General features: G+C 59.1%; 29 protein-coding genes. 13 read left to right on the forward strand and 16 right to left on the reverse strand.

Features of this window, described 5'->3' with window-relative positions; translation table 11 throughout:
- Positions 1-298: 298 nt before the first annotated feature.
- The 3 genes from ASD50_RS08900 to ASD50_RS08910 form a co-directional block, all read right to left on the reverse strand.
- On the reverse strand, positions 299-961 hold the full coding sequence (locus ASD50_RS08900; RefSeq protein WP_156464987.1) for an HAD family hydrolase: 663 nt from the start codon (positions 959-961) through the stop codon (positions 299-301).
- A complete protein-coding gene (gene dut / locus ASD50_RS08905) occupies positions 958-1443 on the reverse strand; it encodes a dUTP diphosphatase (protein WP_056239243.1) in 486 nt (161 codons plus the stop codon). The genes ASD50_RS08900 and dut overlap by 4 nt, the downstream gene beginning before the upstream one ends.
- A 136-nt stretch (positions 1444-1579) precedes the next feature.
- Positions 1580-2047 carry an Lrp/AsnC family transcriptional regulator gene (locus ASD50_RS08910; protein WP_056239249.1) on the reverse strand — a complete coding sequence of 156 codons (468 nt, stop codon included), beginning with the start codon at positions 2045-2047 and terminating at the stop codon, positions 1580-1582.
- Positions 2048-2158: 111 nt separating this feature from the next.
- Here ASD50_RS08910 and ASD50_RS08915 point away from each other — a divergent pair, with 111 nt between their 5' ends.
- The 3 genes from ASD50_RS08915 to ASD50_RS08925 all read left to right on the forward strand — a co-directional run bounded on the left by ASD50_RS08915 (position 2159) and on the right by ASD50_RS08925 (position 4882).
- Positions 2159-2416 carry a DUF6356 family protein gene (locus ASD50_RS08915; RefSeq protein ID WP_056239252.1) on the forward strand — a complete coding sequence of 86 codons (258 nt, stop codon included), beginning with the start codon at positions 2159-2161 and terminating at the stop codon, positions 2414-2416.
- Between the two features lie 13 nt (positions 2417-2429).
- Positions 2430-3224 carry a class II glutamine amidotransferase gene (locus ASD50_RS08920; RefSeq protein ID WP_056239254.1) on the forward strand — a complete coding sequence of 265 codons (795 nt, stop codon included), beginning with the start codon at positions 2430-2432 and terminating at the stop codon, positions 3222-3224.
- Positions 3225-3292: 68 nt separating this feature from the next.
- Entirely contained in the window at positions 3293-4882 is a 1590-nt protein-coding gene (locus ASD50_RS08925; RefSeq protein WP_056239256.1) for a peptide chain release factor 3, read from the forward strand.
- A 4-nt stretch (positions 4883-4886) separates the two neighbouring features.
- Here ASD50_RS08925 and ASD50_RS08930 read toward each other — a convergent pair whose 3' ends face one another.
- The 5 genes from ASD50_RS08930 to ASD50_RS08950 form a co-directional block, all read right to left on the reverse strand.
- Positions 4887-5513 carry a glutathione S-transferase family protein gene (locus ASD50_RS08930; RefSeq protein ID WP_056239259.1) on the reverse strand — a complete coding sequence of 209 codons (627 nt, stop codon included), beginning with the start codon at positions 5511-5513 and terminating at the stop codon, positions 4887-4889.
- A gap of 98 nt (positions 5514-5611) precedes the next feature.
- On the reverse strand, positions 5612-5992 hold the full coding sequence (locus tag ASD50_RS08935) for a helix-turn-helix domain-containing protein (protein ID WP_056239262.1): 381 nt from the start codon (positions 5990-5992) through the stop codon (positions 5612-5614).
- On the reverse strand, positions 5989-6516 hold the full coding sequence (locus tag ASD50_RS08940) for a Smr/MutS family protein (protein WP_056239267.1): 528 nt from the start codon (positions 6514-6516) through the stop codon (positions 5989-5991). Before ASD50_RS08940 ends, ASD50_RS08935 begins: the two co-directional genes overlap by 4 nt.
- The gene (locus tag ASD50_RS08945; RefSeq protein WP_056239270.1) at positions 6513-7649 is read right to left on the reverse strand and encodes a murein transglycosylase A; all 1137 of its coding nucleotides are present in this window, start codon (positions 7647-7649) and stop codon (positions 6513-6515) included. The genes ASD50_RS08940 and ASD50_RS08945 overlap by 4 nt, the downstream gene beginning before the upstream one ends.
- Positions 7650-7669: 20 nt before the next feature.
- The gene (locus tag ASD50_RS08950; protein WP_056239277.1) at positions 7670-8377 is read right to left on the reverse strand and encodes a Tim44/TimA family putative adaptor protein; all 708 of its coding nucleotides are present in this window, start codon (positions 8375-8377) and stop codon (positions 7670-7672) included.
- A gap of 200 nt (positions 8378-8577) precedes the next feature.
- Between ASD50_RS08950 and ASD50_RS08955 the strand changes: the two genes are divergently transcribed.
- Positions 8578-9069: an FxsA family protein gene (locus ASD50_RS08955; RefSeq protein WP_056239280.1), complete on the forward strand. Its 492-nt coding sequence runs from the start codon at positions 8578-8580 to the stop codon at positions 9067-9069.
- Between the two features lie 96 nt (positions 9070-9165).
- A complete protein-coding gene (gene secB, locus ASD50_RS08960; RefSeq protein ID WP_056239283.1) occupies positions 9166-9663 on the forward strand; it encodes a protein-export chaperone SecB in 498 nt (165 codons plus the stop codon).
- A 48-nt stretch (positions 9664-9711) separates the two neighbouring features.
- On the opposite strand, the gene dnaQ is transcribed toward secB, so the two are convergent.
- The 5 genes from dnaQ to ASD50_RS08985 are packed head-to-tail and all read right to left on the reverse strand — an operon-like array spanning position 9712 to position 13366.
- The gene (gene dnaQ, locus ASD50_RS08965; RefSeq protein ID WP_056239286.1) at positions 9712-10416 is read right to left on the reverse strand and encodes a DNA polymerase III subunit epsilon; all 705 of its coding nucleotides are present in this window, start codon (positions 10414-10416) and stop codon (positions 9712-9714) included.
- A 50-nt stretch (positions 10417-10466) separates the two neighbouring features.
- A complete protein-coding gene (coaE, locus tag ASD50_RS08970; RefSeq protein ID WP_056239288.1) occupies positions 10467-11072 on the reverse strand; it encodes a dephospho-CoA kinase in 606 nt (201 codons plus the stop codon).
- Positions 11072-11911 carry a shikimate dehydrogenase gene (locus ASD50_RS08975; RefSeq protein ID WP_056239292.1) on the reverse strand — a complete coding sequence of 280 codons (840 nt, stop codon included), beginning with the start codon at positions 11909-11911 and terminating at the stop codon, positions 11072-11074. Before ASD50_RS08975 ends, coaE begins: the two co-directional genes overlap by 1 nt.
- A complete protein-coding gene (locus tag ASD50_RS08980) occupies positions 11904-12503 on the reverse strand; it encodes a Maf-like protein (protein ID WP_056239295.1) in 600 nt (199 codons plus the stop codon). The genes ASD50_RS08975 and ASD50_RS08980 overlap by 8 nt, the downstream gene beginning before the upstream one ends.
- Before the next feature lie 41 nt (positions 12504-12544).
- Positions 12545-13366, reverse strand: a complete 822-nt coding sequence (locus tag ASD50_RS08985) for a pyruvate, water dikinase regulatory protein (protein WP_056239298.1) — start codon at positions 13364-13366, stop codon at positions 12545-12547.
- 400 nt (positions 13367-13766) lie between these two features.
- Between ASD50_RS08985 and hemE the strand changes: the two genes are divergently transcribed.
- The 3 genes from hemE (at position 13767) to rho (ending at position 16745) form a co-directional block, all read left to right on the forward strand.
- Entirely contained in the window at positions 13767-14792 is a 1026-nt protein-coding gene (hemE, locus tag ASD50_RS08990) for a uroporphyrinogen decarboxylase (RefSeq protein WP_056239301.1), read from the forward strand.
- Complete coding sequence (hemJ, locus tag ASD50_RS08995; protein ID WP_056239305.1) at positions 14792-15328, forward strand: protoporphyrinogen oxidase HemJ; 537 nt, start codon at positions 14792-14794, stop codon at positions 15326-15328. Before hemE ends, hemJ begins: the two co-directional genes overlap by 1 nt.
- 151 nt (positions 15329-15479) lie before the next feature.
- A complete protein-coding gene (rho, locus tag ASD50_RS09000; RefSeq protein WP_156464988.1) occupies positions 15480-16745 on the forward strand; it encodes a transcription termination factor Rho in 1266 nt (421 codons plus the stop codon).
- Positions 16746-16773: 28 nt separating this feature from the next.
- Here the strand turns inward: rho and ASD50_RS09005 are convergent, their stop codons facing one another.
- On the reverse strand, positions 16774-18807 hold the full coding sequence (locus ASD50_RS09005; RefSeq protein WP_056239308.1) for a thioredoxin domain-containing protein: 2034 nt from the start codon (positions 18805-18807) through the stop codon (positions 16774-16776).
- 57 nt (positions 18808-18864) lie between these two features.
- On the opposite strand from ASD50_RS09005, the gene mnmE reads away from it, so the two are divergent.
- From mnmE to ASD50_RS09030, 5 genes are all read left to right on the forward strand, one after another.
- Positions 18865-20187, forward strand: coding sequence for a tRNA uridine-5-carboxymethylaminomethyl(34) synthesis GTPase MnmE (gene mnmE, locus ASD50_RS09010; protein ID WP_056239310.1), 1323 nt, complete (start codon positions 18865-18867; stop codon positions 20185-20187).
- A gap of 165 nt (positions 20188-20352) precedes the next feature.
- Positions 20353-22227, forward strand: coding sequence for a tRNA uridine-5-carboxymethylaminomethyl(34) synthesis enzyme MnmG (gene mnmG, locus ASD50_RS09015; RefSeq protein WP_056239316.1), 1875 nt, complete (start codon positions 20353-20355; stop codon positions 22225-22227).
- A complete protein-coding gene (gene rsmG, locus ASD50_RS09020; RefSeq protein ID WP_056239321.1) occupies positions 22224-22853 on the forward strand; it encodes a 16S rRNA (guanine(527)-N(7))-methyltransferase RsmG in 630 nt (209 codons plus the stop codon). The genes mnmG and rsmG overlap by 4 nt, the downstream gene beginning before the upstream one ends.
- Positions 22854-22892: 39 nt before the next feature.
- Positions 22893-23693, forward strand: coding sequence for a ParA family protein (locus ASD50_RS09025; protein WP_056239523.1), 801 nt, complete (start codon positions 22893-22895; stop codon positions 23691-23693).
- 33 nt (positions 23694-23726) lie between these two features.
- Positions 23727-24602: a ParB/RepB/Spo0J family partition protein gene (locus ASD50_RS09030; RefSeq protein ID WP_056239322.1), complete on the forward strand. Its 876-nt coding sequence runs from the start codon at positions 23727-23729 to the stop codon at positions 24600-24602.
- Positions 24603-24650: 48 nt separating this feature from the next.
- Here ASD50_RS09030 and holA read toward each other — a convergent pair whose 3' ends face one another.
- Positions 24651-25694 (reverse strand): DNA polymerase III subunit delta, encoded by a 1044-nt coding sequence (gene holA / locus ASD50_RS09035; protein ID WP_056239325.1) that lies wholly within the window; start codon positions 25692-25694, stop codon positions 24651-24653.
- Positions 25695-25799: 105 nt separating this feature from the next.
- Entirely contained in the window at positions 25800-25952 is a 153-nt protein-coding gene (locus ASD50_RS23010) for a hypothetical protein (RefSeq protein ID WP_156464989.1), read from the reverse strand.
- Positions 25953-25959 lie beyond the last annotated feature (7 nt).

Raw genomic sequence — 25959 nt, forward strand, 5'->3', positions numbered from 1 at the left:
ATGGCCTTCTCACAGTTCGGCATCGAAAGCCTCTGCAACCTCATCGAAATCCACCGCAGCACAACGAAGTAGGTCTGCCGCGGCCCTCGCCGGATGAATACGGAGCCAGGAACCCTACCGGGTTCATGCACGCACACCCATTCCAGTCCATCTCGTCTGTCCAGCCGGGCAGACCTAACTCAGACAAAATGATCCCGGCTTTTTGGGGCGATTTGGCCGGTCTCGATGCAAGTCGAGGCCGGCTTTTTACAAAACGACCTGCAGGCTTGGTGGCCTGGGCTATCCGAGTCCGCCCAAATCAGGCGATAGGAATGAGCGCAGCCAGCCGGCGCATGTCCTCAAACAGGATGCCGCCCGCACTGCGCAGGCCTTCGACATCGGTCATCGGATCGCCGTGATAGGAAAAGACCCGCATGCCGGCGGCCACGCCGGCCTGTGTTCCGGGAACGCTGTCTTCGATGACGATGCAATCCTGAGGCTCGAAGCCCATCGTCTTAGCGGCAAGCAGGAAGAGATCCGGAGCGGGCTTGCCGCGCTCCACCATCGAAGCGCTGAACAGCACGTCCTTGAAATGTGGCAGCAGGCCGGTTCGGCCGAGCGTGAGATGCATCTTGTCGACGCGCGCGGACGATGCAACGCAATGCGCAAGACCGGCGCGTTCAACGGCATCGATAAAGTCGGTAACGTGGGGGATTGCCTCGAGACCACCCGCGAACAAGCTTTGCAGTTCACGGTACCAGCGTTCGATCAGGTCGGCGCCAAGATCCACACCAACCGTTTCTATCAATTCGCTGCGCACCGAAGACAGGCTGCGCCCGCTGAACCGGCGTCGGCATTGTTCGTAGGCTATGGGATAACCGGCGTCAGTGATCCACTCGGCCAGTCGGCGATTGGCCGGTCCTTCGGTATCGACCAGCACCCCATCGCAGTCGAAGATGACGAGTTTGGGCGCCACGCTCACGCCGTGCCTGTCGAGCCAAAGCCGCCGGAGCCGCGCGACGTATCGCCTGCCAGCGGGCGCTCGTCGGCTGCAACCTGCACCACCGGTGCGAACACGATCTGGGCAACGCGCATGCCGCGAGTGACGGAGAAATCCTCGTCGCCGAGGTTGACGAGCAGCACGCTCACTTCGCCGCGGTAGTCACTGTCGATAGTCCCCGGCGTATTGAGACAGGTGATGCCATGCTTCAACGCCAGTCCGGAGCGGGGTCGGATCTGGCCTTCCATGCCTTGCGGTATTTCAAGAACCAGCCCGGTCGGCACCAATGCGCGCCTGCCCGGCAGGATTAGAATGGAGCGGTCGTCCGCGATCGCCGCGCGCAGGTCCATGCCGGCCGCGCCTGCACTTTCATATGCGGGAAGGGGCAGGCCTTCTCCATGCGGCAACCTGACGAAACCGACGGTCGGACCGATGACGGAAGGCGAATGGCGGGTGGCGGACATGGCGATGATCCTGTTGAGGCGCTGGCCTGAATGGTCAATCCCGGAGTACCGCGTAGAACGACTTCTTCTCCAGGCGGTTCCGCTTACAGCACGGTGGCCGACGTGGCCAGAACAGATGTGCGCCGGAATGACAATCTCAACGTACTTCCACCGGGATCACCGTCGTCTCCCTGATCTCCTCCATGACGAATGAGGCCGAGACATCCGAAAGCGGGACCTTGGCGATGAGGCGCTGATAGAGCCGATCGTAAGCCTTGACGTCAGCGACCCGGGCGCGCAGCACATAGTCGAGGTCGCCAGACATGCGGTAAACGCCGGTGATTTCAGGGAAGCTGGTTACCGCGGAACGGAACTTCTGCAGCCAGTCCGGATCATGGTTGGTCGTTCTTACGAGAATAAAGACCGAAAGCCCGAGCCCGAGTTTGTCGGCATCGACCAGTGCGACACGTCCGGTGACTACCCGGTCCTCCTCCAGTCGCTTGACCCTGCGCCAGCAAGCATTACGCGACAACGCCACGCGCTCGGACAATTGGTCCACCGACAAGGTGCCGTCGCGCTGCAGTTCAGCCAGGATTCCTCGGTCTATTTCATCCAAATCGATCATTTGTTGGGATGTTTGTCTCACAATATTGGTAAACTCAAGGACAAAATGGGACACGCCGTCGAACTTGCCGTGCGACCCTGCAACAATCGACCGAGCCGCAGGAGGACCGCCATGCAGATCCAAGTCACCAAGATGTTCATCGATCATCCGGCATCGGTCGGAGAGACCTATTTTGGCCACATGGCCTTTGCCGCTTGGTTTTCCTCGCGGCTGTTCATGGCTGCCTGTGCAGCCGTCATTCACGCTTTCTTGCCGTTTTTGTTCGAAACTACGGCCAGCCGGATTATCCGTGAACTTTACGACCGGACGCATAATCGCGGCGGACATGCGGCTCCAGATGATCGCGCGATGTTCGGGGACCGCACTTAGGAGCGAACAGGGCATGTGTCGTTGGGCTGCCTATATCGGCGATCCGGTCTTCCTCGAGGACATCGTCTCGGCACCCTGCCACTCGCTCATCGCCCAGAGCCATTGCGCCCATGAAGCGAAGACCGCGACCAACGCCGACGGCTTCGGCCTTGCCTGGTATGGCGAGCGCCCGGAGCCCGGCTTCTTCCGCGATATCCTGCCTGCCTGGTCCGATCCCAACCTGAAAAGCCTGTGCCGGCAGATCAGGTCCAGCTTGTTTCTAGCCCACGTACGCGCTTCGACCGGCGGAGCGACCAGCCGGGTCAACTGTCACCCGTTCATCAATGGCCGCTGGTCGTTCATGCACAACGGCCAGATTGGCAATTTCGACAAAATTCGCCGCAAACTCGAAGCTCGCCTCGGCGACCGCCTCTACGACCAGATCGAAGGCACCACCGATTCCGAACTGTTCTTCCTGCTGATGGTCGAAAACGGACTGGCTAGCGATCCGTTCGGCGCGGCAACACGCGCCGCAGCCTGTGTGATCTCGACCCAGCGCGCCTGCGGCGTGGAAGCCAATCTCAAGCTGACCGCGGCCTTTGCCGACGGCGAGGTGCTCCATGCCGTGCGCTATACGACCCACGGCAATGCTCCCACGCTGTATACCCGCAGCCTGGGCAGCGGCCGCTGCGTGGTTTCGGAGCCTTTCGACCGCGACGGCAGCGGCTGGCAGTCGGTGCCTCCTTCCAGCTATGTCGCTGTCAGCCGCGAGGGCATCGCCATCCATCCATTCGCGCCGGAAAAGGCGGAACTTGCGCTGACGGCCTGAATGGCATTTCCGTTCGACAGTTTCTTTCCCTGCTGGTAGAAGCCCGCCACCTAAAGGGATTTCAGAAATTGGCCGAGACAATCGAACAGGCGGTCGCGCGCCGCCGTACCTTTGCGATCATCGCGCACCCGGATGCTGGCAAGACGACGCTGACCGAAAAGCTGCTGCTTTTCGGCGGTGCGATCCAGCTTGCCGGCGAGGTCAAGGCCAAGAAGGATCGCATCCAGACCCGCTCGGACTGGATGAAGATCGAGCGCGAGCGCGGTATTTCGGTCGTCACCTCGGTCATGACCTTCGAGTATGGCGACAACGTCTTCAACCTGCTCGACACGCCCGGCCACGAAGATTTCGCTGACGATACCTATCGCACTTTGTCTGCCGTCGATTCCGCCGTCATGGTCATCGATGCCGCCAAGGGTATCGAGCCGCGCACGCTGAAACTGTTCGAGGTCTGCCGCCTGCGCGATATTCCCATCGTCACCTTCGTCAACAAAATGGACCGCGAGGCACGCGACACATTCGAAATCCTCGATGAGATCGAACAGAAGCTGGCGCTCGATACCGCACCGGTCACATGGCCGATCGGGCAAGGCAAGACCTTTGCCGGCACCTACCATCTCGCCGAAAATGCCGTTCGCCGCCATGACGAGGAAAAGGACCGCATGGCGGTCCATGGCCCGGATTCCAACCGCGCGGCCGGTCTTCTGCCCGAGAACGATCGTCCAGCCTTCATCGAAGAACTGGAACTGGCCCGCGAAGCCTGCCGCCCCTTCAATCTTGAAGCTTTTCGCCAAGGCCATTTGACGCCGGTTTTCTTCGGCTCGGCCTTGCGCAATTTCGGCGTACGGGACCTGATCGAGGCGCTGGGCAATTGGGCGCCGCCGCCACGCGCGCAGGAAGCGGACACCCGCAAGGTCGAGGCGACCGAAGACAAGATGACCTCCTTCGTCTTCAAGATTCAGGCCAACATGGACCCCAACCATCGCGACCGAATCGCGTTCGTGCGGGTTTGCTCCGGCACGCTGGAGAGAGGCATGAAGGCCAAGCTGGTGCGCACCGGCAAGCCGATGAGCCTTTCAGCGCCGCAGTTCTTCTTCGCCCGCTCGCGTATCACCGCTGATGAGGCTTACGCCGGCGATGTCGTCGGAATCCCCAACCACGGCACGCTGCGCATTGGCGATACTCTCACCGAAGGCGAGGAAATCCTGTTCCGCGGCGTGCCCAATTTCGCACCGGAAATCCTGCGCCGCGTCAGGCTGGGCGATGCAATGAAGGCAAAGAAGCTCAAGGAAGCGCTGCACCAGATGGCCGAAGAAGGCGTCGTGCAACTGTTCTCGCCAGAGGACGGATCGCCGGCGATCGTCGGCGTGGTAGGCGCCCTCCAGCTCGATGTGCTGAAGGAGCGGCTGAATATCGAATACTCGCTACCGGTCGACTTCGAGATGTCGCGCTTTTCGGTCTGCCGCTGGATAGCCGCGGACGAACGCACCGAACTCACGCGCTTCATAGAGGCGCATCGCGGCGACATCGCCCGCGACCTTGACAACGACCCCGTGTTCCTGGCGCAGCATGAATTCTCGCTAAACTACGAGGCCGAGCGCTGGAAGGCGATCCGCTTTACTGCGGTCAAGGACTATCAGGTGCGCGACGCCGCCTGAAGTCTCAGGTCGGTGGAATGAACGGCTGCATGATGGTTTGGAAGACCGGCATGGCCTCGAGCTTTTCGGAATGGGCAGCCAGCGCCGGGTAGTCGGCGATCGCAATCAGGCCGGGATGCGCCTCAGCCAACGAGCGCAATACTGCGACAACGGCAATGTCGGCGTGGCCGATCCTGTCTCCGAACCAATAGGCGCTGCCCCGGCTGGCGCGATCTGCTTCCAGCACCGCAAGCACGCCGGAAATCTGCCCCCGGCAGCGCTCGACCCAGACTTGCGACACTTCAGTGTGCAGGCGTTTTTCGTAAAAAAGGCTGACGACCTTGTCGGCCATGCCGGTAGCAAGCGCCGTGACCTTGAGCGCCTGATGCCGGGCCGGCTCTGTTCTCGGAAACATTGCCTGCTCCGGCGGTACAAGGCTGTCGATGTAGTCGAGCATCAAATGGCTTTCGATCAGCACTTCGCCATCGTCGAGCACCAGTGCCGGCACCCGCACGAGCGGATTGTACTCACGTATTTTGTCCGTATCGCCGAACACGCCCCATGGCCGATGTTCGAAAGGGATACCGTAAAGGGTCAGCGCGATACCGACACGGCGGACAAAAGGTGAATCATACTGACCGATCAGGATCATGGCTTTGCTTCCAGAAAACCGGAGGAGACAGGAGGTGAGATTGGCCAGTCGGAGACCTTTCAGCAAGTCCCGTCACGACCCCTCCTGACGACAAGGCGTCAGGAACCGGCGCGCTTGGCGCGTTCGAGCATCTGCCGGACCGATGCGGTGATATGACGGATTTCAGCCTCGTCCAGCCTGTCAATGCCCTCCGCCAAAAGGTTGGCGAGTTCGGTGGCGGCGGGAGACAGGCCCGATGTATCGAGCTTGACCCGTGGTCGCGATGTTTCGGCGAGGCGCTGGAACTCCTCGGCCTCGTCCCAGATGATGTTGAAGTAGCCGATGATCTTCTGGAGCAGCGTCCAGCTCGGCACACCTCTTCGCCCGTGTTCAAGCGCGGAGAGATAGGCCGCGCTCACGCCAATGGCGGCAGCCATGTCTTTCTGGCTTGCACCGCGTTCCTGCCGCATCTGGCGGATTTTTTCACCCAGCGGCGTCATGAGCGGACCCGGCGCAGGCGGACATAAAGTGCGCCTGATCCACCATGATGACGCGCGGCGTGGTCATGGCTGGACACAAGATGCCGGAACGCCGGTGTCGACAACCAAGCTGGAACGGAACGGCGCAAGACGCCGTCGCCACCGGAGGACGAACCCTTGCCGGTAATGATCAGCACGTAGCGTATGCCGCCGGCGTGAGCGCGGTGCAGAAAGGAATAGAGCAGCGAGTATGCTTCCTCTTGCGTCATGCCATGCAGGTCCACCCTGCCTTCGATGGGTAGGCGTCCTTTGGACAGCTTGTCCAAAGTGGGTTCGTCCAGATGACGCGGCGACGGTTGTGACTTGGGCTTGGCGATGACGGGAAGCGGGGCGGGCGGCGCAGGCGCCGGCGTCGGTTGCGGCGGGACTTCGGCAACGGGAAGCTCGACTGCTATCTTGCCCTTCAGAGGCGTGGCGCTGCGGGCAACCAGGCTCCATAGCACCCGATCCTCCGCGCTCAGATTTTTCTCCACGCGCCGGGTCATCGATTCGCATCCGAAACTGTATTTTCGATGCCAAGCAGCACGCGCGCAAGCTTGCGCGGAACGAGTGCAAAGAAATCGGCGTCGTGGCGCACCACGCCGGCGACCTCGCCCGCCGCATCGCCCGAGCCTGCAAAAAGATCACCGCGCGCCGGGCCCGTAATCGCGGACCCGGTGTCTTGCGCAATCATCAGACGACGAAACGGCCGACCCTCAAAGGCGGTCAATGCCGGTGCATCGACGAAAAACGGTGTGCCGAATGTGTGCAGCAAGCGATCGACGGCGATAGAGCGGCCAGCCGTCAACGGCACCTTGGCGGCCGCTATCGGCCCGAGGGCCGGGTCGCTTGCATCGACCTGCTTGAAGAATATGTAGGAGCGGTTGCGCCAGAGGATTTCCTCGATGCGTTGCGGATGGCGTTTGAACCAGGCGCGGATCGATTGCATGGTGACGTCTTGCAAAGGAATTTCGCCGAGGTCGGCCAAAGCCTTGCCGGGCCCGGAAAACCTTTGCCCCGACTTTGCGGCATAAGTCACGCGCATCAGGCTGCCGTCGGTCATCGTCAGGCGGGCCGCTCCCTGCACATGAATAAAGAAGGCATCGACCCTGTCGGCGAGCCAGGCAATCTCCAGACCGTTACCAGCAAGCGCGCCGCTCTCGATTTCGCGGCGGTCGAAATATTCGACCGGGCCTTCGGATGTCGCACGGGCAAAGGCAAGATAGGGATCCATACCGGTCGGACGGTTGGCATCATCGATATCGACAAGATCAAAGGGACGGGAGAGAAGCGGCACCGAAAACCGCTCGGTGCGAACCGCCGAGGCTTCTACCTCAGGCTCGTAGAACCCCGTCACAACGCCACGATTGCCAGTCTCAGGAACTACGTACAACGGAATGAAATGACGTTCGAAAAACGACTTGGCTTCAGCTCGATTGGCCGGCGCTACGGCTCGCGCCTCGGCATAAGCTTCCGCAAATGACGCGCAATCGATGCCGAGCGCCCCGGTACGGTAAGGCTTGACCAGAACATGGTCGGCGCTGCGGCGAAAAGCGTGGAAAGCGGCAAGCAGGTCGTCGTCCTGCCATCCCGGCAGTTCGTCAAAGCGGCGTTCCGCAAAGGGGAACGGTTGAGACACGGGCACCCGCCGCCTTGGCTTCAGTCTTCTTCTTCGGTAGCGACAAGCTTCCAGTTCGGATCACGCGAGCGCGTATCGCGGGCAAAGGTCCAGACATCCTTGACCTCCGCCACGGTTTCTGGATCGCCATCGATAACGGCGCCGGCCTTGTCGCGTGTCGCCGAGATCAGCTCGCTGACGATGCGCAGCGTGATATGGGCTTCCGAACCTTTCATTTCTGCCGATACGATGTCTGCCTTGTCGATACCGACGAAGGACGACTGGATCTTTTCCGACTTGGCCTCGCGCTCCGAGATCGCCGCTACGAACCCGTCGAAGACCTCGCGCGACAACAGGTTCTTCAAGGTTTTCCTGTCACCGTCGGCATAGGCCATGACGATCATCTCGTAGGCCATCTTCGCACCATCGACGAAGCCCTTCGGCTCGAAGCTGGCGTCGTTGTCCTTGATGGCGCGCAGGCCCTTGTTCAAATCGGTGTCGGGCTTGGCGAACGCATCGATGTCGGCATAGGCATCTGCAGCGGGCTCGCCGGGCGCTCGCTTGCGCGGCAATGCCACAACGTTATCGGATGCCTCGGCATCGTCCTTCGCAGGCTTGCGGGATGCGGAATAGGGATCGAACGGCGGCCGCTCACTGCCGGTACGCCGACCGAGCACGTTGCGCAGCTGGAAGAAGATCACCACTGCCGCAACGAGGAAGAAGATCGTGCCGAAGTCGAAGAATTCCATGCTTGCGCCACTCAATCCCTGTTTCGGCCTCTATTTCCGCTCCGCAAAGCCGGTTTCGCCGTTATCTGGCATCCGGCCATCAAAGCATATAGAACGTGAGACACAATCATTCAAATCAATGGCAGGCATACCTATCTGAGGGAACCAGGGCCAGCGGCAAATGGCGCACAGGCTCAAAACAACGAACAAACGGCCTCATTTTGCGAATTTCGTTTCTTCCCCTACTCATACTGGCGCTTCCGCTTGCCGAAATTGCCGGTTTCGTCATCGTCGGAAGCAAGATAGGCGCACTGGCGACGATTGGCCTCGTGCTTGCCTCGACAATCGCCGGCAGCTTGCTCATCCGGCATCAGGGTTTCAGCGTCATGACCAAGGTGCGCTCCGAAATGGATGCCGGGCACGACCCCAGTGCGCAGTTGGCGCATAGTGCTATGACGGTATTCGCCGCCATCCTTTTGATCGTGCCGGGTTTCATCAGCTCGATCTTCGGCCTATTGTTCCTGTTGCCGCCGGTGCGCGACATCGCATGGCGGCATCTGAAGAAACGCGTCTCGGTCGTGACCGAATTCGGTACGGGCGGGTTTCGGCAGCGTCAGCGCGACAAAACCATCGATCTCGATGACGACGACTACAAGCGCAGCGACAATAACCCCAACGCTTCGTCTCCGTGGCGCCAGATATCCGACGAATAGGCGAACCCCGGCAAACCTTGTCTTGTCACGCCGGAAATGATAGCTCACCGCTCGACTTCAATCGGGGCCGCGTGGTCCGAAAAGGGAAATGGGCTCATGGCCGACAACGACGAGACTCAGAAGGGTGCCGCAACCAACGGCAACGGAGCACAGCCGACGCTGAACGTGCTGGCGCAATATGTGAAGGACCTCTCCTTCGAGAGCCCCGGCGCGCCGAACTCCCTGCGTGCCCGCGACAAGGCTCCCGGCATCGCAATCAACGTCAACGTCAACGCCAATCCGCTGTCCGAACAGCAATTCGACGTCAATCTGGCGCTGAATGCCAAGGCCACCATCGACAAGGACGTGCTGTTCAATGTCGAGCTCGTCTATGGCGGCGTTTTCAACATCACCGGCTTCCCGCAGGAACATATGCTGCCGCTTCTGTTCATCGAATGCCCGCGGCTTCTGTTCCCGTTTGCGCGCCAGATCATCGCCGAGGCGACGCGCAACGGCGGTTTCCCGCCGCTGATGCTCGACCCGATCGACTTTGCGCAGATGTTCCAGCAGAAGATCGCCGAAGACCAGGCCGCCGCCAAGGTCAAGGTAAGCTGATCCAGAGCGCAGCATTGCGAATGAAGAACCCGGCTTTGGCCGGGTTTTTTATTGGCTTGTGACGGTCAACCAAACGGCTTTTTCACCAAGCGTTTCGACAAGGGCGGCGTGTGCGGCACGTTCCGCTTCACTTAGGCGCGACTGCAGCGGAGCAGGGCGAGGAGCGATCACGAGATCGGTCTGTTCAACGAGGACGGCACTCGCGGCGGTAGCAGGAATATTGTCGAGGGTAAGCGCGGCCTGTTTTCCGCCAATAAGCTCGATATAGACTTCCGCCAAAAGCTCGGAATCCAGCAATGCCCCGTGCTTCGTACGGTGGCTGTTGTCGATACCGTAGCGGCGGCACAACGCGTCGAGCGAATTGGGGCCCATCGGATGTTTGCGCTTGGCGAGCGCCAGCGTATCAATGACCCATTCCTGTCCAATCGGCGGGCGACCGATGCGCGCAAACTCGGCATTTATGAAGCCGATATCGAAGTTCGCGTTATGGGCCACCAGCTTGGCTCCATCGATGAGCTCGATGAATTCGTCGACGACGGCGCTGAATATCGGCTTGTCGACCAACTGGTCCGCGGAGATGCCGTGCACGGCCTGTGCGTCTGCATGAATCTGCCGGCCCTGCGGATTAATGAAGAAATGAAAGGTCCGGCCGGTGGGAAAGCGGTTCACCAGCTCGACGCCACCCAGTTCGATGATGCGGTCTTCGCGCGAATCAAGGCCGGTGGTTTCGGTATCGAAAATGATTTCACGCATCGAATCGCTCCATCACCCAACATGACCATGGGCGGCACGGTCGGCAAGATTCAGCGTCCTGGACGGCTCGGCTTATCCCCGGTCAACTCGCGAATTATGGCCTGGATGGCGGTGCGCGTCGCATCGAAGCTATGCTCGGTATCGACGATGAAGTCGGCAAGCCGGCGCTTTTCGGCGTCGGGCACCTGTCGCCGCAGGATCGCCTCGAACTTTTCTTCCGTCATGCCGGGGCGAGCGAGGACACGGGCTCGCTGAATGTCGGCCGGAGCGGTGACGACGACGACCTTGTCGACGCGATCCCGACCGCCTGTCTCGAACAGCAAGGGGATGTCGAGCACAGCCAATGGCGCTCCGGCAGAGCGATGACGAGCCAGGAAGGCATCGGCGTCGGCGCGGACCAGCGGATGGACAATTCCTTCCAGCGTCTTCAGCGCAGCCGGATCGGCCAGCACACGCTGGCCGAGCAGCGCCCGATCGACGCTGCCGCCGTGTGTTGTGCCAGGAAAAGCGTTCTCAACCAATGGAACGGCTGCACCGGCATAGAGGCGGTGTACGGCTTCGTCGGAATCATGCACGGGCACGCCTGCATCGGCAAACATCTTGGCCGCTGTCGATTTGCCCATGCCGATTGAGCCGGTGAGGCCGAGCACGATCATCAGGCCGCCTCCAGGTCGGCAACGATGGCCGCGCGAAGAGCCGGCGTCACCACCGGGCGTTTTCCGAACCAGTGTTCAAAGCCCGGCGCCGCTTGATAAAGCAACATGCCAAGGCCATCGACGGTTTTCAGACCGGATCTTGCGGCAGCAGCCAAAAGCGGCGTTTGCAGCGGCACATAGACAATATCGGTCACGATCGCTCCGCCGGGAAGCAAGGCCGGATCGGCAGGCAAGCCTTCATTGCCATGCATGCCGAGCGCCGTGGTATTGATGAGCAGCCCGGTGTCGGGCGACAACTCTCCCGTTGCCGCAGTCGCATGGGCGGTAACACCCGAACCGAACCGGTCTGCAAGCTCTTGCGCCCGCGACAAGGTTCGATTGACGATGCGAATATCCTTTACCGCGCGCTGTTTAAGGGCATGGATGACGGCCCGCGCCGCGCCGCCCGCTCCCAACACCATCGCTGGTCCGTTACGGAACCAGTCCGGCGCATGTTCATCAAGATTGGCGGCAAAACCATGGGCATCGGTGTTGCCGCCCCAAAGGACACCGTCTTCGAACCAAAGCGTATTGACGGCGCCAATTTGCTCGGCTGCTTCATCTCGCCGTTCGACAAGACCGAACACTACCTCCTTGTGGGGGATAGTGACGTTGCCGCCACGAAAGCCATGCTCCTTCAAGCCGTGGATGAAATCAGCGATGTCAGCCGGCGCGACATCAATGGCCTCGTAGCTGCCCGAGATACTATGGGCCTGGAGCCAATGGCGATGAATCTTCGGCGAACGTGAATGGGCAATCGGATGGCCGACAACGAAAGCCCGGCTCAAGGGATCAGCCATCGATTGCGCCCAGGCTGCGCAACTCGGCAAGAACGGCAAGCAGCGGCAAGCCGACGATGGTGAAGTAGTCGCCTTCGACCTTGTCGAACAATTGAATGCCCTCGCCTTCGATCTGATAGGCGCCGACACTGGCCAACGCCTTTTTTCCGACACGAGCCAGATGACGCCCAATAAAAGCCGGATCGAGATCGCGCATCTTCAGATTGGCGATACCGACGTGGCGCCAGAGTACGTTGCCGTCACGTACCAGAACGACGGCGCTGTTCAGTTGATGGGTCTTGCCGGACAGCGCCAGCAAATGCCGGCGGGCACCCTCCATGTCCGCAGGCTTGTGGAACACGTCATCGCCCAGGGACAGTGTCTGGTCGCAACCAAGCACCAATCTGCCTAGGTTGCGTTCGCTGACGTCCACCGCTTTGGCTTCGGCCAGGACCAGGGCAACGTCTTCCGGCGAAACGCCGCTGCCCTGCAAGGGAGCCTCGAGCGCGCGTTCGTCGACATCCGCCGGCACTGCTTCAATATCAACACCGGCATTTGCCAGCATCGCCCTACGGAACGGACTGCCGGAGGCGAGAATGATTTTCTCAGTCATGAATATGTCTTCCGTCGAGCCGGATGGATTAGGTTCACGACCTAACGTGTCTTGTTTCGCAGGGCAACGATAGCCGCCGCGGTTTCCTCGATCGAGCGGCGACTGACGTCGATCATCGGCCAGTTGTAGCGCGTGCAGATCTGGCGCGCATAAGCTAACTCTTCCGTGATCGCGGAGCGGTCGACGTAGTGGTTGCTCTCATAGCCGGTTGTGCTGCCCAACACCCTGTTCTGGCGAACGTGCGAGATACGTTCAGCTGTAGCCACCAGGCCCACGATCAATGGCTTCTTTGCATTGACCAGGCTTTCCGGCACCGGAACTCCAAGTACGATCGGAATGTTGGCAGTCTTGATGCCGCGATTGGCCAGATAAATGCTGGTCGGCGTTTTTGATGTGCGGGAAATGCCAATCAGGACGATGTCGGCATCATCCATGTCGATTGGCAGCTGGCCGTCGTCATGTTCCATGGTGAAATTGAGCGCATCGATGCGGCGGAAATAGTCAGCATCAAGCACGTGCTGCGCCCCAACGCGCCGCCCAGCCGGCGTACCCAGATAAGACTGGAAAACGGCAAGAACAGGCTCCAGCACCGATACGCATGGCAATCCCATGGTTGCGCAATGTTCGTCGATGATGCGGGCCAGATTCTGATCGACGACCGTATACAGAATGATCCCGGGTTCCTGTTCGATGTCTTCGAACACTTTCAAGAGCTGCTTCTCGGTTCGAATCAGCGGGTAAATGTGCTCGATGGCGCGCGCGTCCTTGTATTGCGCCGACGCGGCTCTGCCGGCAGCCAGCAACGTTTCGCCGGTAGCGTCAGAAATCAGATGCAGATGGAAGAAACTTTGCGGCTTGTTCACACATTACATCCGGGTCTGTGGGCGGGTGTGGATAAGGCGGGACAAATCCACCCTCGGGCTAAGAACGACTGTATCAGATGGCGGCTTGTCCACAATTCGTTCTGCAGTGAAGTTCGCGACCGCTCTGGGGAAAAGAGCGGGAACCGCCATATCTCGGCATGTTTTATCCCCAGAAGCGGTAGCGTTTGCCGTTCACGAATCTTCTTGATTCAAAAAGGAGATTCCGCGCTACCCAAAAAGTTGTCCCACACGGCAAAAACAAATCGCGACAAAATGCTGGCTGGCTTTTGAAGCGACCTATCTGGAAAGATGATAATCACCGGAACCAACAGACTCTTAGAATCAGAAATATCTTTCATATAGATATTTGATTTTAGATTTGGCCTTGAAGGCGAGCGTAATGAGCGTGAAGCGGGTTGTAGTTGATGTATTGAACGGTGAGGCTGCCTATCCGCCCCCGCTATGGATGATGCGCCAGGCAGGACGCTATCTGCCTGAGTACCGGGAAACACGCAAGAAAGCGGGGTCTTTTCTCGATCTTTGCTACGATCCCGACAAGGCGGTCGAGGTGACCTTGCAGCCGATCGAGCGCTTCGGCTTCGATGCGTCGATCCTGTTTTCAGATATTCTCGTGGTGCCGCATGCACTCGGCCGTGATCTTCGTTTCGAGGAAGGGCATGGACCGCTGATGACGCCGATCACGGCGGCAGGAATAGCCGAGCTCAACCCGGAAACGTTTCACGTGAATCTGGCGCCGGTCTACGAGACGGTGCGGCGCTTGCGCAGGCAATTGCCGTCAGAGACGACGCTGATCGGGTTCTGTGGAGCGCCGTGGACGGTGGCGACTTATATGATCGCAGGGCGCGGCACGCCTGACCAGGCGCCGGCACGGCTGTTTTCCTATCGTGAGCCGGTGGCTTTTCGCCAACTTCTGAAAGTTCTGGCTGATCAATCGGCTGCCTATCTGATCAGGCAGATCGAGGCTGGGGCAGATGTCGTGCAGATTTTCGATTCATGGTCGGGCGTGCTCGACGACGCGTCATTCGAAGCATTCTGCGTTCGCCCCGTCGCGGAGATCGTTCGACAGGTGCGGTCGGCGCACCCGAATGTTCCGATCATTGGGTTTCCGAAAGGTGCCGGCATCAACTATGCAACCTACCGGCAGAAGACGGGTGTTACGGCGCTGGGGCTGGATTGGACGGTGCCATTGACCGAAGCCAAGGCGATGCAGCGGGAAGGGGCCGTGCAGGGTAATCTGGACCCGCTGAGGCTTGTCGCCGGTGGGCAAGCGCTTGCCGAGGGGGTCGGTAATATCCTGAAGGCTGTGGGCAGTGGGCCGTTCGTGTTTAATCTTGGTCACGGCATTGTGCCTGAGACACCGATCGAGAATGTCCAGGCCATGATCAAGCAGGTCAGGAACGGCTGATGGTTTCTGATGGCAAACAAGGTAACGGCGGCAGTCCCGCGACGCGGGCCGTAGTATCGATCGGTATCCTCGTCATACTTTCTGTAGCGCTTTTCTGGCTGGCGCCCGATGGCTTTTATCTTTGGGCGAAGGCGATCCACGTTGTTGCGGTTATCTCCTGGATGGCCGGGATGCTCTATCTGCCGCGCCTGTTCGTCTATCACGTAGCGGCCGAGAGGGGCTCGGTTCAGTCGGAGACGTTCAAGATGATGGAGAGGCGTTTGTTACGCGCCATCATCAACCCGGCTATGACGGTGGCGTGGGTATTCGGCCTGTGGCTTGCCTGGAAAGGTTTTGGCTTTTCCGGCGGCTGGTTGCACGCCAAGCTGGCCGCTGTGTTGGCATTGTCTGCCGTGCATGGCTATCTGTCGGCTGCGGTGCGAAAATTTGCGGAAGATCGCAACGAAAAGCCAGCACGGCACTGGCGCATCGTCAATGAAGTCCCCACATTGCTGATGGTCGCGATTGTAGTCCTGGTGATCGTCAAGCCGTTCTAGAGGATCGGCCACAAAAGCCTGCTTGCTCTTTTGGTGGGCTGGCGATAAAAGGCAGTTCTTCCTTCCCGCCAGCGCAAACTGTCTGTCAATGACCGCGCCCGGCAATCTTCGCACCCGTCGAATCTCCCCCGAATACGTCCAGAGTCCGTCCATGCAGGAAATGAAACTCGCAGAGTTCAAGAACAAGAAACCCCCGGAGCTGATCGCTTACGCCGAATCGCTCGAGGTTGAAAACGCTAGCGTCATGCGCAAGCAGGAACTGATGTTTGCCATCCTGAAGAAGTTGGCGGCACAGGATATCGAGATTATCGGCGACGGCGTTGTCGAAGTGCTGCAGGACGGATTTGGCTTCCTGCGCTCTGCTAACGCCAATTATCTGCCAGGTCCGGACGATATCTATATTTCACCGTCGCAAATAAGGCGCTTCTCGCTGAAGACCGGCGATACTGTCGAGGGGCCTATCCGTAGCCCGAAAGAAGGCGAGCGTTATTTTGCGCTTCTCAAGGTCAATACGATCAATTTCGACGATCCGGAAAAGATCCGGCACAAGATTCATTTCGACAACCTGACCCCGCTCTATCCGACCTCTCGGCTCAAGATGGAGATGGAGCACCCGACCTCGAAGGATATCTCGCCGCGCGTCATCGATCTGGTGGCGCCACTCGGCAAGGGGCAGCGTGCGTTGATCGTGGCGCAGCCGCGCACCGGCAAGACGGTGCTTTTGCAGAATATCGCCCACTCCATCACCACCAATCATCCGGAATGCTATCTCATCGTTCTCCTGATCGATGAACGCCCGGAAGAAGTCACCGATATGCAGCGCTCGGTGAAAGGGGAGGTGGTTTCCTCGACCTTCGACGAACCGGCCGCACGCCACGTTCAAGTTGCCGAGATGGTGATCGAGAAGGCCAAGCGGCTGGTCGAGCATGGCCGGGATGTGGTCATCCTGCTTGATTCGATTACCCGCCTGGGCCGAGCCTACAACACGGTTGTTCCTTCATCCGGCAAGGTTTTGACCGGTGGTGTCGACGCCAATGCGCTGCAGCGTCCGAAGCGGTTCTTCGGTGCGGCACGCAACATCGAGGAAGGCGGTTCCTTGACCATTATCGCCACCGCGCTGATCGATACTGGCAGCCGTATGGACGAGGTCATCTTTGAAGAGTTCAAGGGTACCGGCAACTCGGAAATCGTTCTGGACCGGAAGGTCGCGGACAAGCGGATTTATCCGGCTATGGATATCCTCAAGTCGGGTACACGCAAGGAAGACCTTCTTGTGCCGAAGGCCGATCTGCAGAAGATCTTCGTCCTGCGCCGCATCCTTGCGCCGATGGGAACAACCGATGCGATTGAGTTCCTGATCGACAAGCTGAAGCAGACAAAAACAAATGGAGACTTCTTCGATTCGATGAATACGTAATCGAAGGTTATTTGAGTTACCTGCAACTTCAGGCTGTGGTTTTATCCCTTGCACGTAGTGCGGTCGCGAGCCCATTGGGATCTGTAACGGCAGGCAGGCAAATCTGTCCGGTACATAGAAATGCGGCGGCCATGGTGGTCGGCGGCGCTGCGCCACCAGGCAGGTTTGCGAGATCGCTTTCCGTTCCGATTGGTACCACAATATCGACGCGACGCGGGTCGGGATTCCGATTCGCCACCGGAACAAGGCTTGGTTTGTCAGCACTATCTACCAGGATCAGCTTGCGAGACTCCAGCGCCAGTTCGCACGCGTTGACAACACCGACCTGGCCGTAAGTCTGTTTCTCGGCGCGGCCTGCTGCGTGTTCGGCAACGGTCCAGGCTTTTTCCTGTAGGCCGATTTTCCCGGTCAGGGTCGCGGTTTTGACCAGGGCTTCGACGATCTGGCTGGTTGCCGAAGAAATTGCTTCGTCCACGTCGCCCCTGATCCGAATAGGCACGTCCTTGCTATCCGAAGCTGTCAGATAGTAGCCGGTGCCTTGCGCGTCGGCGTGCCAGAGGTCGAGTTGCGCGATGAAATGACGAGCATGTTTGACATAGGCCTGATCGCTCGTCGCTTCGAATAGAGCGATGGCCGCATTGGTCATTGCGGCGTAGTCGCTTGAAAGGGCCGGAAACAGCTTTTTCGTGCCGAGGGCTGAATGGGGCAAGCGGCCGTCCACAGCGGAACTGACAATCTGGTCGAAAGCATCGGCGGCAGCGATAACCCAGTCTGCCCTCTGTAGGGCGCGGCCGCATTCTGCGAGAGCGGCAATCGCCAACCCGTTCCAGTCCGTGAGGATCTTGCCGTCTCGGCCGGGGCGGATGCGCTTTTCTCTCGCGGGCAGTAACTGCGCTTTCAACTTCGCCACGGTTTCCGAATCCGAAACCGATTCGACACGTTGGCTGTCGGACTGGCAGACGACCGGGTTGCCTTCCCATTCCGAGGGTTTGGCTAGCGTGAAATATTTGAAGAACTCGGACGAATCCGTGCCGAGAACCTTTTTGATTTCATCTTCTTTCCAGCAATAGAATAGCCCTTCTTCGCCTTCGCTATCTGCGTCAAGGCTGGATGCAAAGGCGCCGTTCTCGACGCGTAGCTCACGCAATATCCAGGCAATGGTTTCTTCGATTCGTATCCGGAACAATTGATTTCCGGTTTCAGCGAATGCCCAATTGCAGAACCGCAGCAATTGGGCGTTGTCGTAGAGCATTTTTTCGAAATGCGGCACCAGCCAGAAGGCATCGGTCGAGTAACGGCTGAGTCCGCCGCCTATGTGGTCGTAGATGCCGCCGCTGAGCATCTTCTCAAGGCTGACAATGACGGCATCTCGATGCCGGCCGTTTCCGGTCCTGAGCCAGGACAGCCAGAGCGCCTGCATGAACGGAGCGTTGGGAAACTTCGGCGCTCCTTTTAACCCGCCGTTTTGCAGATCGGTCATGCCGTAGATGCCGTCAGCCAGCGTCGTCAGGGTCTCTGTCGAGAGCCGGCCCTTTGAAGCGGCGCCGCTTAATCGGGCGCCAACATGTGAAGTCAGGCCGTGAGCGCTTTCGACGAGGCTATCGCGTTTTTCATGCCAGGCCTTGCTTACAGCTTCCATGACCTGGACAAAGCCCGGACGACCATAGCGGGGATGAGGCGGGAAATAGGTTCCGCCCCAGAACGGCTTGCCATCTGGTGTCAGGAACATTGTCAGCGGCCAGCCGCCTTGTTCACCCATTGCAGACAGGGCCGCCATGAACACCTGGTCGATGTCCGGTCGCTCCTCGCGATCTACCTTGATATTGACGAAGAGACGGTTCATGACGCCGGCTATATCGGGGTCTTCGAAGCTTTCGTGGGCCATGACGTGGCACCAGTGGCAAGCGGCGTAGCCAATTGAAAGAAGAATAGGCCGGTCGAGTTCCTTTGCTTGCGCGAGTGAGTCCTGTGACCAGCCGCGCCAATGGACCGGATTGTTGGCGTGTTGCTGGAGATAGGGACTCGCTTCATGTGCGAGCATGTTCTTCGGTGGTAAGGACACTGGATTTCCTGAAACTGGAACACGAACGAGGCTAGGGCGGTTCGCCGGACGGAGCAAATGATATTCGCAGATTCTATTGTCGCGCTTTCGAGTGGCCGGCTGCCTGCTGGGGTCGCGGTCGTTCGCATATCGGGTCCGCATAGTCGATTCGTGATCGAAACGATTGCTGAACCCTTTCCCGCCGAACGAACTGCAGCTTACCGAAAATTGGTTGGGATGCATGGCGAGGTGCTTGATCGGGCCCTCGTTATCTTCTTCGCCGGACCAAACAGCTTTACCGGCGAGGACGTTGCAGAATTTCAGGTTCATGGAGGTCCGGCTGTCGTTTCTGCGGTCTTGAAAAGGATTACGTCTCTCCCTGGCGTTCGCCACGCCGAACCGGGCGAGTTCACGCGCCGTGCATTCTTGAACGCCAAGGTGGACTTGGCGCAGACTGAGGCGCTAGCCGACTTGGTCAATGCGGAGACGGAGACGCAGCGTCGTTTCGCGCTCGGGAATGCGGATGGCATTCAGGGAGCCCTGTACTCGAGTTGGCGCATGCGACTTATTCAAGCGCGAGCGATGATCGAGGCGGATATTGACTTCACAGACGAAGAGGACGTTCCCGGGTCCGTTGCAAGTTCCGTCTGGCCTGAGGTCTCCGGACTGATCGGAGAGATTTCCAGACATCTTGACGGCTTTTCGACCGCCGAGATCATACAGGATGGTTTCGAAGTTGTTATCCTGGGTGCACCGAACGCCGGGAAATCGAGCCTGTTCAACGCTCTCGCCCAAAGGGAGGCTGCCATCGTCAGCGATGAACCTGGCACCACTCGTGATCTTCTCGAAGTCGTTCTGGATGTCGACGGTTTGAAAATACGGATCACCGATACAGCGGGTTTGCGAGAAGACGCAGGAAAGGTGGAAACCATTGGTATTGAGCGCGCGAGAGCCAAGAGCCGCAGGGCGGATCTGGTCCTGGCACTGGAGGATCTGGTGGATCCCCATCCAGTCGATACGAGTTGGGTACCGGGTCCGGTCATGCGTATCGGCACCAAGAGCGATCTGGATAACGATCCAGTTCGTAAGCGGCCATACGACCTCTGCATCTCGAACTTGAATGGCGACGGGTTGACAGATCTCCTCAACGCCATTGGTCGTCGCGCGCGAGAGCGGATTGCGGTTGGCAGTGAAGTGCTGCCATCGAAGCTGCGCCACGTGGAGTTGCTGGAAAGGGCAGTTCGGCATTTGCGTTCGGCGGAAGGTGGGGACAGCGCTGCACTCGAGCTAAGGGCGGAAGAATTGCGCCTTGCGGCAGACCAACTTGGGAGAATTGTCGGGACGGTCGATGTCGAGGATTTGCTCGACGTCATCTTTTCGAGCTTTTGCATAGGCAAATGAGCGGAACGAGTATGGGTGGCCGACAAAAGTGATTCACGTGAAACACACGGACGCCAGAGTGGGCAGATGGAATCTGTGTTTCACGTGAAACATCAATTCCAAACCTCATATTGACATAGGCGCGGCGGCGGCACATGTGTCGTGCCAAAGCCCGAGGATAGATCAATGCATAAACTCTTCGACGTCATTGTCGTTGGAGGCGGCCATGCGGGGTGCGAGGCGGCCAGCGCTTCTGCGCGCTCCGGTGCTCGTACCGCGCTTGTTACCCTTCGTGCAGATACAATTGGCGTGATGTCATGCAATCCGGCCATAGGAGGTCTTGGAAAAGGCCATCTGGTCCGTGAAGTTGATGCCTTGGATGGTCTGATGGGCCGGGTCGCGGACCAGGCCGGCATCCAGTTTCGAATGCTCAATCGCCGGAAGGGCCCGGCGGTTCGCGGCCCCCGCACCCAGGCGGACCGGAAGCTCTATCGCTTGGCGATGCGGGCCGCTATCGAACAGCAGGAGAATCTTGCCGTCATCGAAGGAGAGGTCTTCGATCTTCTTCTGGAGAATAATGAAATCAGCGCGGTTGCCCTGGCGGACGGGCGCTTGCTCCATTGCGGCGCAGTCGTTCTCACGACAGGCACATTTCTGCGGGGGCTCATTCATATTGGCGAGCGGAAGATCGTCGCAGGCCGGATGAACGAACAGGCTTCGGTTGGCTTGTCCGGAACGATGGCTAGGGCAGGATTTGCACTCGGTAGATTGAAGACGGGTACCCCGCCACGCTTGGACGGGACGACGATCGATTGGCCGTCCCTGGAAATGCAGGCCGCTGACGACGTAGCTGTCCCCTTTTCGGCGATGACGGATGCGATAACGACACGACAGATCGAGTGTGGAATAACGCGTACCACTCCGGCGACGCATAAGGTGATCAAGGAAAACCTTGGCAAATCTGCGATGTACTCCGGCTCTATCGAAGGGATAGGCCCGCGCTATTGCCCCTCCATCGAGGACAAAATAGTCAAGTTCGGCGATCGTGACGGTCATCAGATTTTTCTTGAGCCCGAAGGCTTGGATGACAACACGGTTTACCCGAATGGGATTTCCACGTCGCTTCCCGAAGATGTCCAGTTCGCGATTCTGAAGACTATCCCGGGTTTGGAACGAGCGGCGATGCTGCAGCCCGGTTATGCGATCGAATATGACCATATCGATCCTCGCGAGCTTAATCCAACGCTCGAGACCAGACGTATCAAGGGTTTGTTTTTGGCGGGTCAGATCAATGGCACAACTGGCTATGAAGAGGCCGCCGCGCAGGGGGTGCTCGCCGGCGTGAACGCTGCCGGGTCGGCATCCGGTGGTGATCCGATCACCATCAGTCGAGCAGATGCGTATATCGGAGTGCTCGTCGATGACCTTACGAGCCGTGGCATCAGTGAACCCTATCGCATGTTTACCTCCCGGGCAGAGTTTCGGCTTTCGTTGCGGGCGGACAACGCCGACGAGAGATTGACCCCATTGGCCATGCGCCTGGGTATAGCATCTGCGGAGAGAATCGTACGCTTCGAGCGATCCAGAATGCTGCTCGATCAGGCGCGTGAGCTGGCACGTGGCGTGATGCTGACCCCGAGTGAAGCGGGCCGATATGGGTTGGAAATCAATAAGGATGGTATTCGCCGCTCGGCTTACGAGCTTCTGGCTTATGCGGGGATCGACGTTGCTTGGTTGACGCAGGTGCACCCTGGGTTTGCGTCGATCGACAAGAAGACCGCCGAGGCGCTTGAAACGGAATCGAAATACGCCGTCTATCTCGACCGACAGAGGTTGGACGTCGAGAGAATGCGCCATGAAGAAGCGCGCCTCATCCCGGCAGATATCGACTTTTCGCAAGTGCCCGGCTTGTCGAACGAGTTAAAGCAGAAGATGAAGCAGCGTACACCTCGCTCTATCGCCGAGGCGCAACGTGTTGATGGCATGACTCCTGCGGCGCTGGCGATCATCGTCGCGCATGTGCGTAATAGCGAATCGTCGGCGCAAAAGGGTGCTGCGTGAGCGGCGCTCGATTTGAAGAACTTTGTGGCATTGCCGGGCCGGTTTCACGTGAAACATATGAAGCACTGCTGCGCTTCGAGAAGGCTTTCGTGAAATGGAACCAGCGCATCAATCTGTCAGCGCCTTCGACTTTGGGAGACGTATGGCGTCGTCACATATTGGATAGCGCCCAGCTTTTCGCCATCGAAGAGAAAGCAAACCGATGGCTGGATGTTGGCTCTGGTGGCGGATTTCCCGGCCTGGTTATCGCGTTCCTCTTGCCTGAGCGAGGCGGCTCGATCGATCTGGTTGAAAGCAACCGGAAGAAAGCGGGCTTTCTACAGGCCATGATTGGTGAGTTCAATTTGCCGGCCCGCGTACACGCTCGCCGTATTGAAGACGTCTATGAACTAGTTCGCCAGCCGGAAGTGGTCACGGCTCGAGCGCTTGCTCCATTGCCCGCACTTCTTGACCTCACGGCTCCCTGGTTGATGAATGGAGCCTGTGGCCTCTTTCACAAAGGTCGGGATTATCGGTTGGAAGTTGAAGAAAGCGCTCACCGGTGGGTATTCGATCTGGTAGAATATGCCAGCACAGTCGACCCACAAGGCGCTGTGCTCCAGATCCGCAATCTAAGCAAAATCTGAGCGTGTCCGGCTATCGGAATGAATTTCTGGCAGAAAAGCATGACCAAGACTGGCCCGAGAATCATCACTGTCGCCAACCAGAAGGGCGGCGTGGGAAAGACGACGACCGCGATTAACCTCGCAACGGCGCTGGCCGCTATCGGCGAGCGGGTGCTCATCGTCGATCTCGATCCGCAGGGCAATGCCAGCACCGGCCTTGGCATCGATCGCCGTGACCGCACGGTCTCGTCCTATGATGTGCTTATCGGCGAGCTCGATCTCGAGGCCGCAGCAATGCCAACGGCTGTTCCCGGGCTGTCGATCGTACCCTCGACGCTTGATCTGCTAGGTGTCGAAATGGAGATTGCATCAGCGCCGGACCGGGTGCTGCGTCTACGTAATGCTTTACGTGCCTCGGCAGAGCGTTCCGTACTGTTCAGCTACGTGCTGATCGATTGCCCGCCTTCCCTCAATCTCTTGACCTTGAACTCCATGGCCGCGGCAGATTCCGTTTTGGTGCCGCTCCAGTGCGAGTTCTTTGCGCTTGAAGGTCTTAGCCAACTCCTTGAAACGGTTGAGCAGGTGCGCGCATCGATCAACCCGCAACTCGAAATCCAGGGCATCGTGCTGACCATGTATGACGGGCGCAACAATCTGGCCAACCAGGTCGTGCAGGACGTTCGCGCACATATGGGCGACAAGGTCTATGAGACGGTAATCCCGAGAAATGTGCGCGTTTCCGAGGCCCCATCCTACGGCAAGCCGGCAATTCTTTACGATCTGAAATGCACTGGCAGTCAGGCTTATCTGCAACTCGCGTCGGAAGTCATAAGGCGGGAACGCAGACTTCGTGCGGCATAATTCGATTCGATAACGAAACAATCCGGGTAAACGATGAGCGAAGATCTATCGAGAAAGCGGCTGGGACGAGGGTTGGCGGCGTTGATCGGCGAGATGGATCGCCCGGCTGCAGCGGAGAAAGACATTCCGCGGGCCGACGGCAAAGCTCCAATCGAGTTCGTTTCGCCCAATCCGCGTAACCCACGCCGACACTTCGGCGATGCTGAGCTGACGGATCTTGCCCAGTCAATACGCGAACACGGCGTCGTCCAGCCGGTGGTTGTCAGGCCGTTGCCCGCTCAACAAGGCCGCTTCGAGATCATCGCCGGCGAGCGTCGCTGGCGCGCGGCTCAGCGCGCGGGCCTCGCTGAAATTCCGATTATCGTTCGAGACGTCAATGATCGCACGGCGCTTGAGCTTGCCATCATCGAGAACGTGCAGCGCGCAGACCTCAATCCGGTCGAGGAGGCGCTGGGCTATCAGCAGTTGATCGACGAGCACAACTACAGTCAGGCGGATCTTGGCCAGGTTATCGGCAAAAGCCGCAGCCACGTCGCCAACACGTTGAGACTGTTGAAACTTCCCGATGTCATCCGCGACATGCTGGTGGATGGCGCGCTCTCGGCTGGCCATGCGCGCACGTTGGTTACCGCAGCCGATCCGGCGGGGCTGGCCAAGCGCATCGTGGAGGAGGGATTGTCCGTGCGCCAGGCCGAGGCCTTGGCTCAAATGCCGGCATCACTCCATCATGAGACAAGACGCACGCCTCCCGTCGAGAAAGATGCGGACACCCAGGCTTTGGAGAAGCTGTTGTCCGACACAGTCGGCATGAAGGTATCGATCGCGCACAAGGATCGCGGCGGGGAGGTTCGCATCTCCTACCGTACCTTGGAGCAGCTCGACGACTTGTGCCGACGCCTTAAAAACTAGCTATTTTGCCGGCTTATCTTGGCAAGTAAAATAGCGCTGCAAAAAAATTCAGCGCTGATTGAATCTTGCACTTTCCAGAGCGATGCCGAGCAGCGCTTGCCGAGCGAGCGCGGGGGCAAGATCAGGTCGCCTTCTGGTCTGCAGCACAGCCGATTGAAGGCGCGCCAGCGCGCGTTCGATCGCTTGCCCGTTCCATCTCTCCAGCGTCTTTTCCACCAGCTTTCGCTTGGCGAAGAACACGGGTGGGCGATGGCCCGCAACGATTGAAGCTGCGTTGCGCCCGCTTTCTTCCATGGCGCCGCGCATGGCGTGGATCGTCTGAAACTGACGCATGGCACCGGCAAGCGCCAGGAATGCCGGCGCACCACCTTGCGTCTGGCGGGTAAAGGCAGCGTCGAAATCGGCGATACGGCCTTCAAGCACTGCATCGACGGCATCGTCAAAGGATTGCCCTGACACATCGCCGGTCATGGTCTTCACGTCATCGAGTGTGATCTCTGCCTGCCCCTGCGCATAAAGCACCAGCTTCTGGATTTCACCGCGCGAAGCGAGGCGATCGCCGCCCAGATTGCGACGCAGCGCCTGCCGGGCTTCCAGTGGCATGGTCATGCCGGCCTTGCGCAATTCATCGTCGATGACCGCGTCGATGTCGCGACCCTCGTCAGCATAGCAGGGCAGCGCGATGGCGGCTTCGCCCGCCTCCACAACAGACCGCAAGGCTGCACCTTTCTTAAGGTCGCCCGCCTCGATCAGCAAGATCGCATCGCGCGGTGGCTCGGCAATCAAAGCCTTCACATCGTCGGCGAGCCCCTTCTGGCCTGCCGCGTTGCGCACCCACAACAGGCGACGGTCCGAGAACATCGGCACAGTGCGAGCCTCGTCGAGCAGGCGCCCATCGCCGCGCTCGACCTCTGCGCCATCCAGCTTTACAACGGAAAAGGGATCATCGAGCGGAAGGCCCGTCCGCTCGGCAAATGTTTTGCCCCTCTCTGCGACCAGGCCGCGGTCAGGCCCATAAAGCAGCACGATCACAATCTTCGGATCGGGACGACCGAGCCAAGTTTCGACCTCAAATGCTTTCTTCTGTGCCATGCTTGTCTCCTAGCATGGCCGGATCGTTGCGCGAATGGCTCAATTTGCACTGTCGTGACCGCGCGCAGCTTTCCTCTATTGCGCGCCGTTTCCTCATTCCGTTTGTTACCCGCCGGTGGCGTTGAAAAACGGGAAATTGCTTCGTTTTCCTGTCACAATCGCGAAATCGTTGCCGGTACCCACCGCAGCTTCCCGAAGGCTGCGGAAATTGGCGCTGATCACGCTGCGCAAATGTGCAACTATCGGCGGCAGCGACATTGGAGGA

This window comes from Mesorhizobium sp. Root552 (assembly GCF_001427285.1).
Lineage (GTDB): Bacteria > Pseudomonadota > Alphaproteobacteria > Rhizobiales > Rhizobiaceae > Mesorhizobium.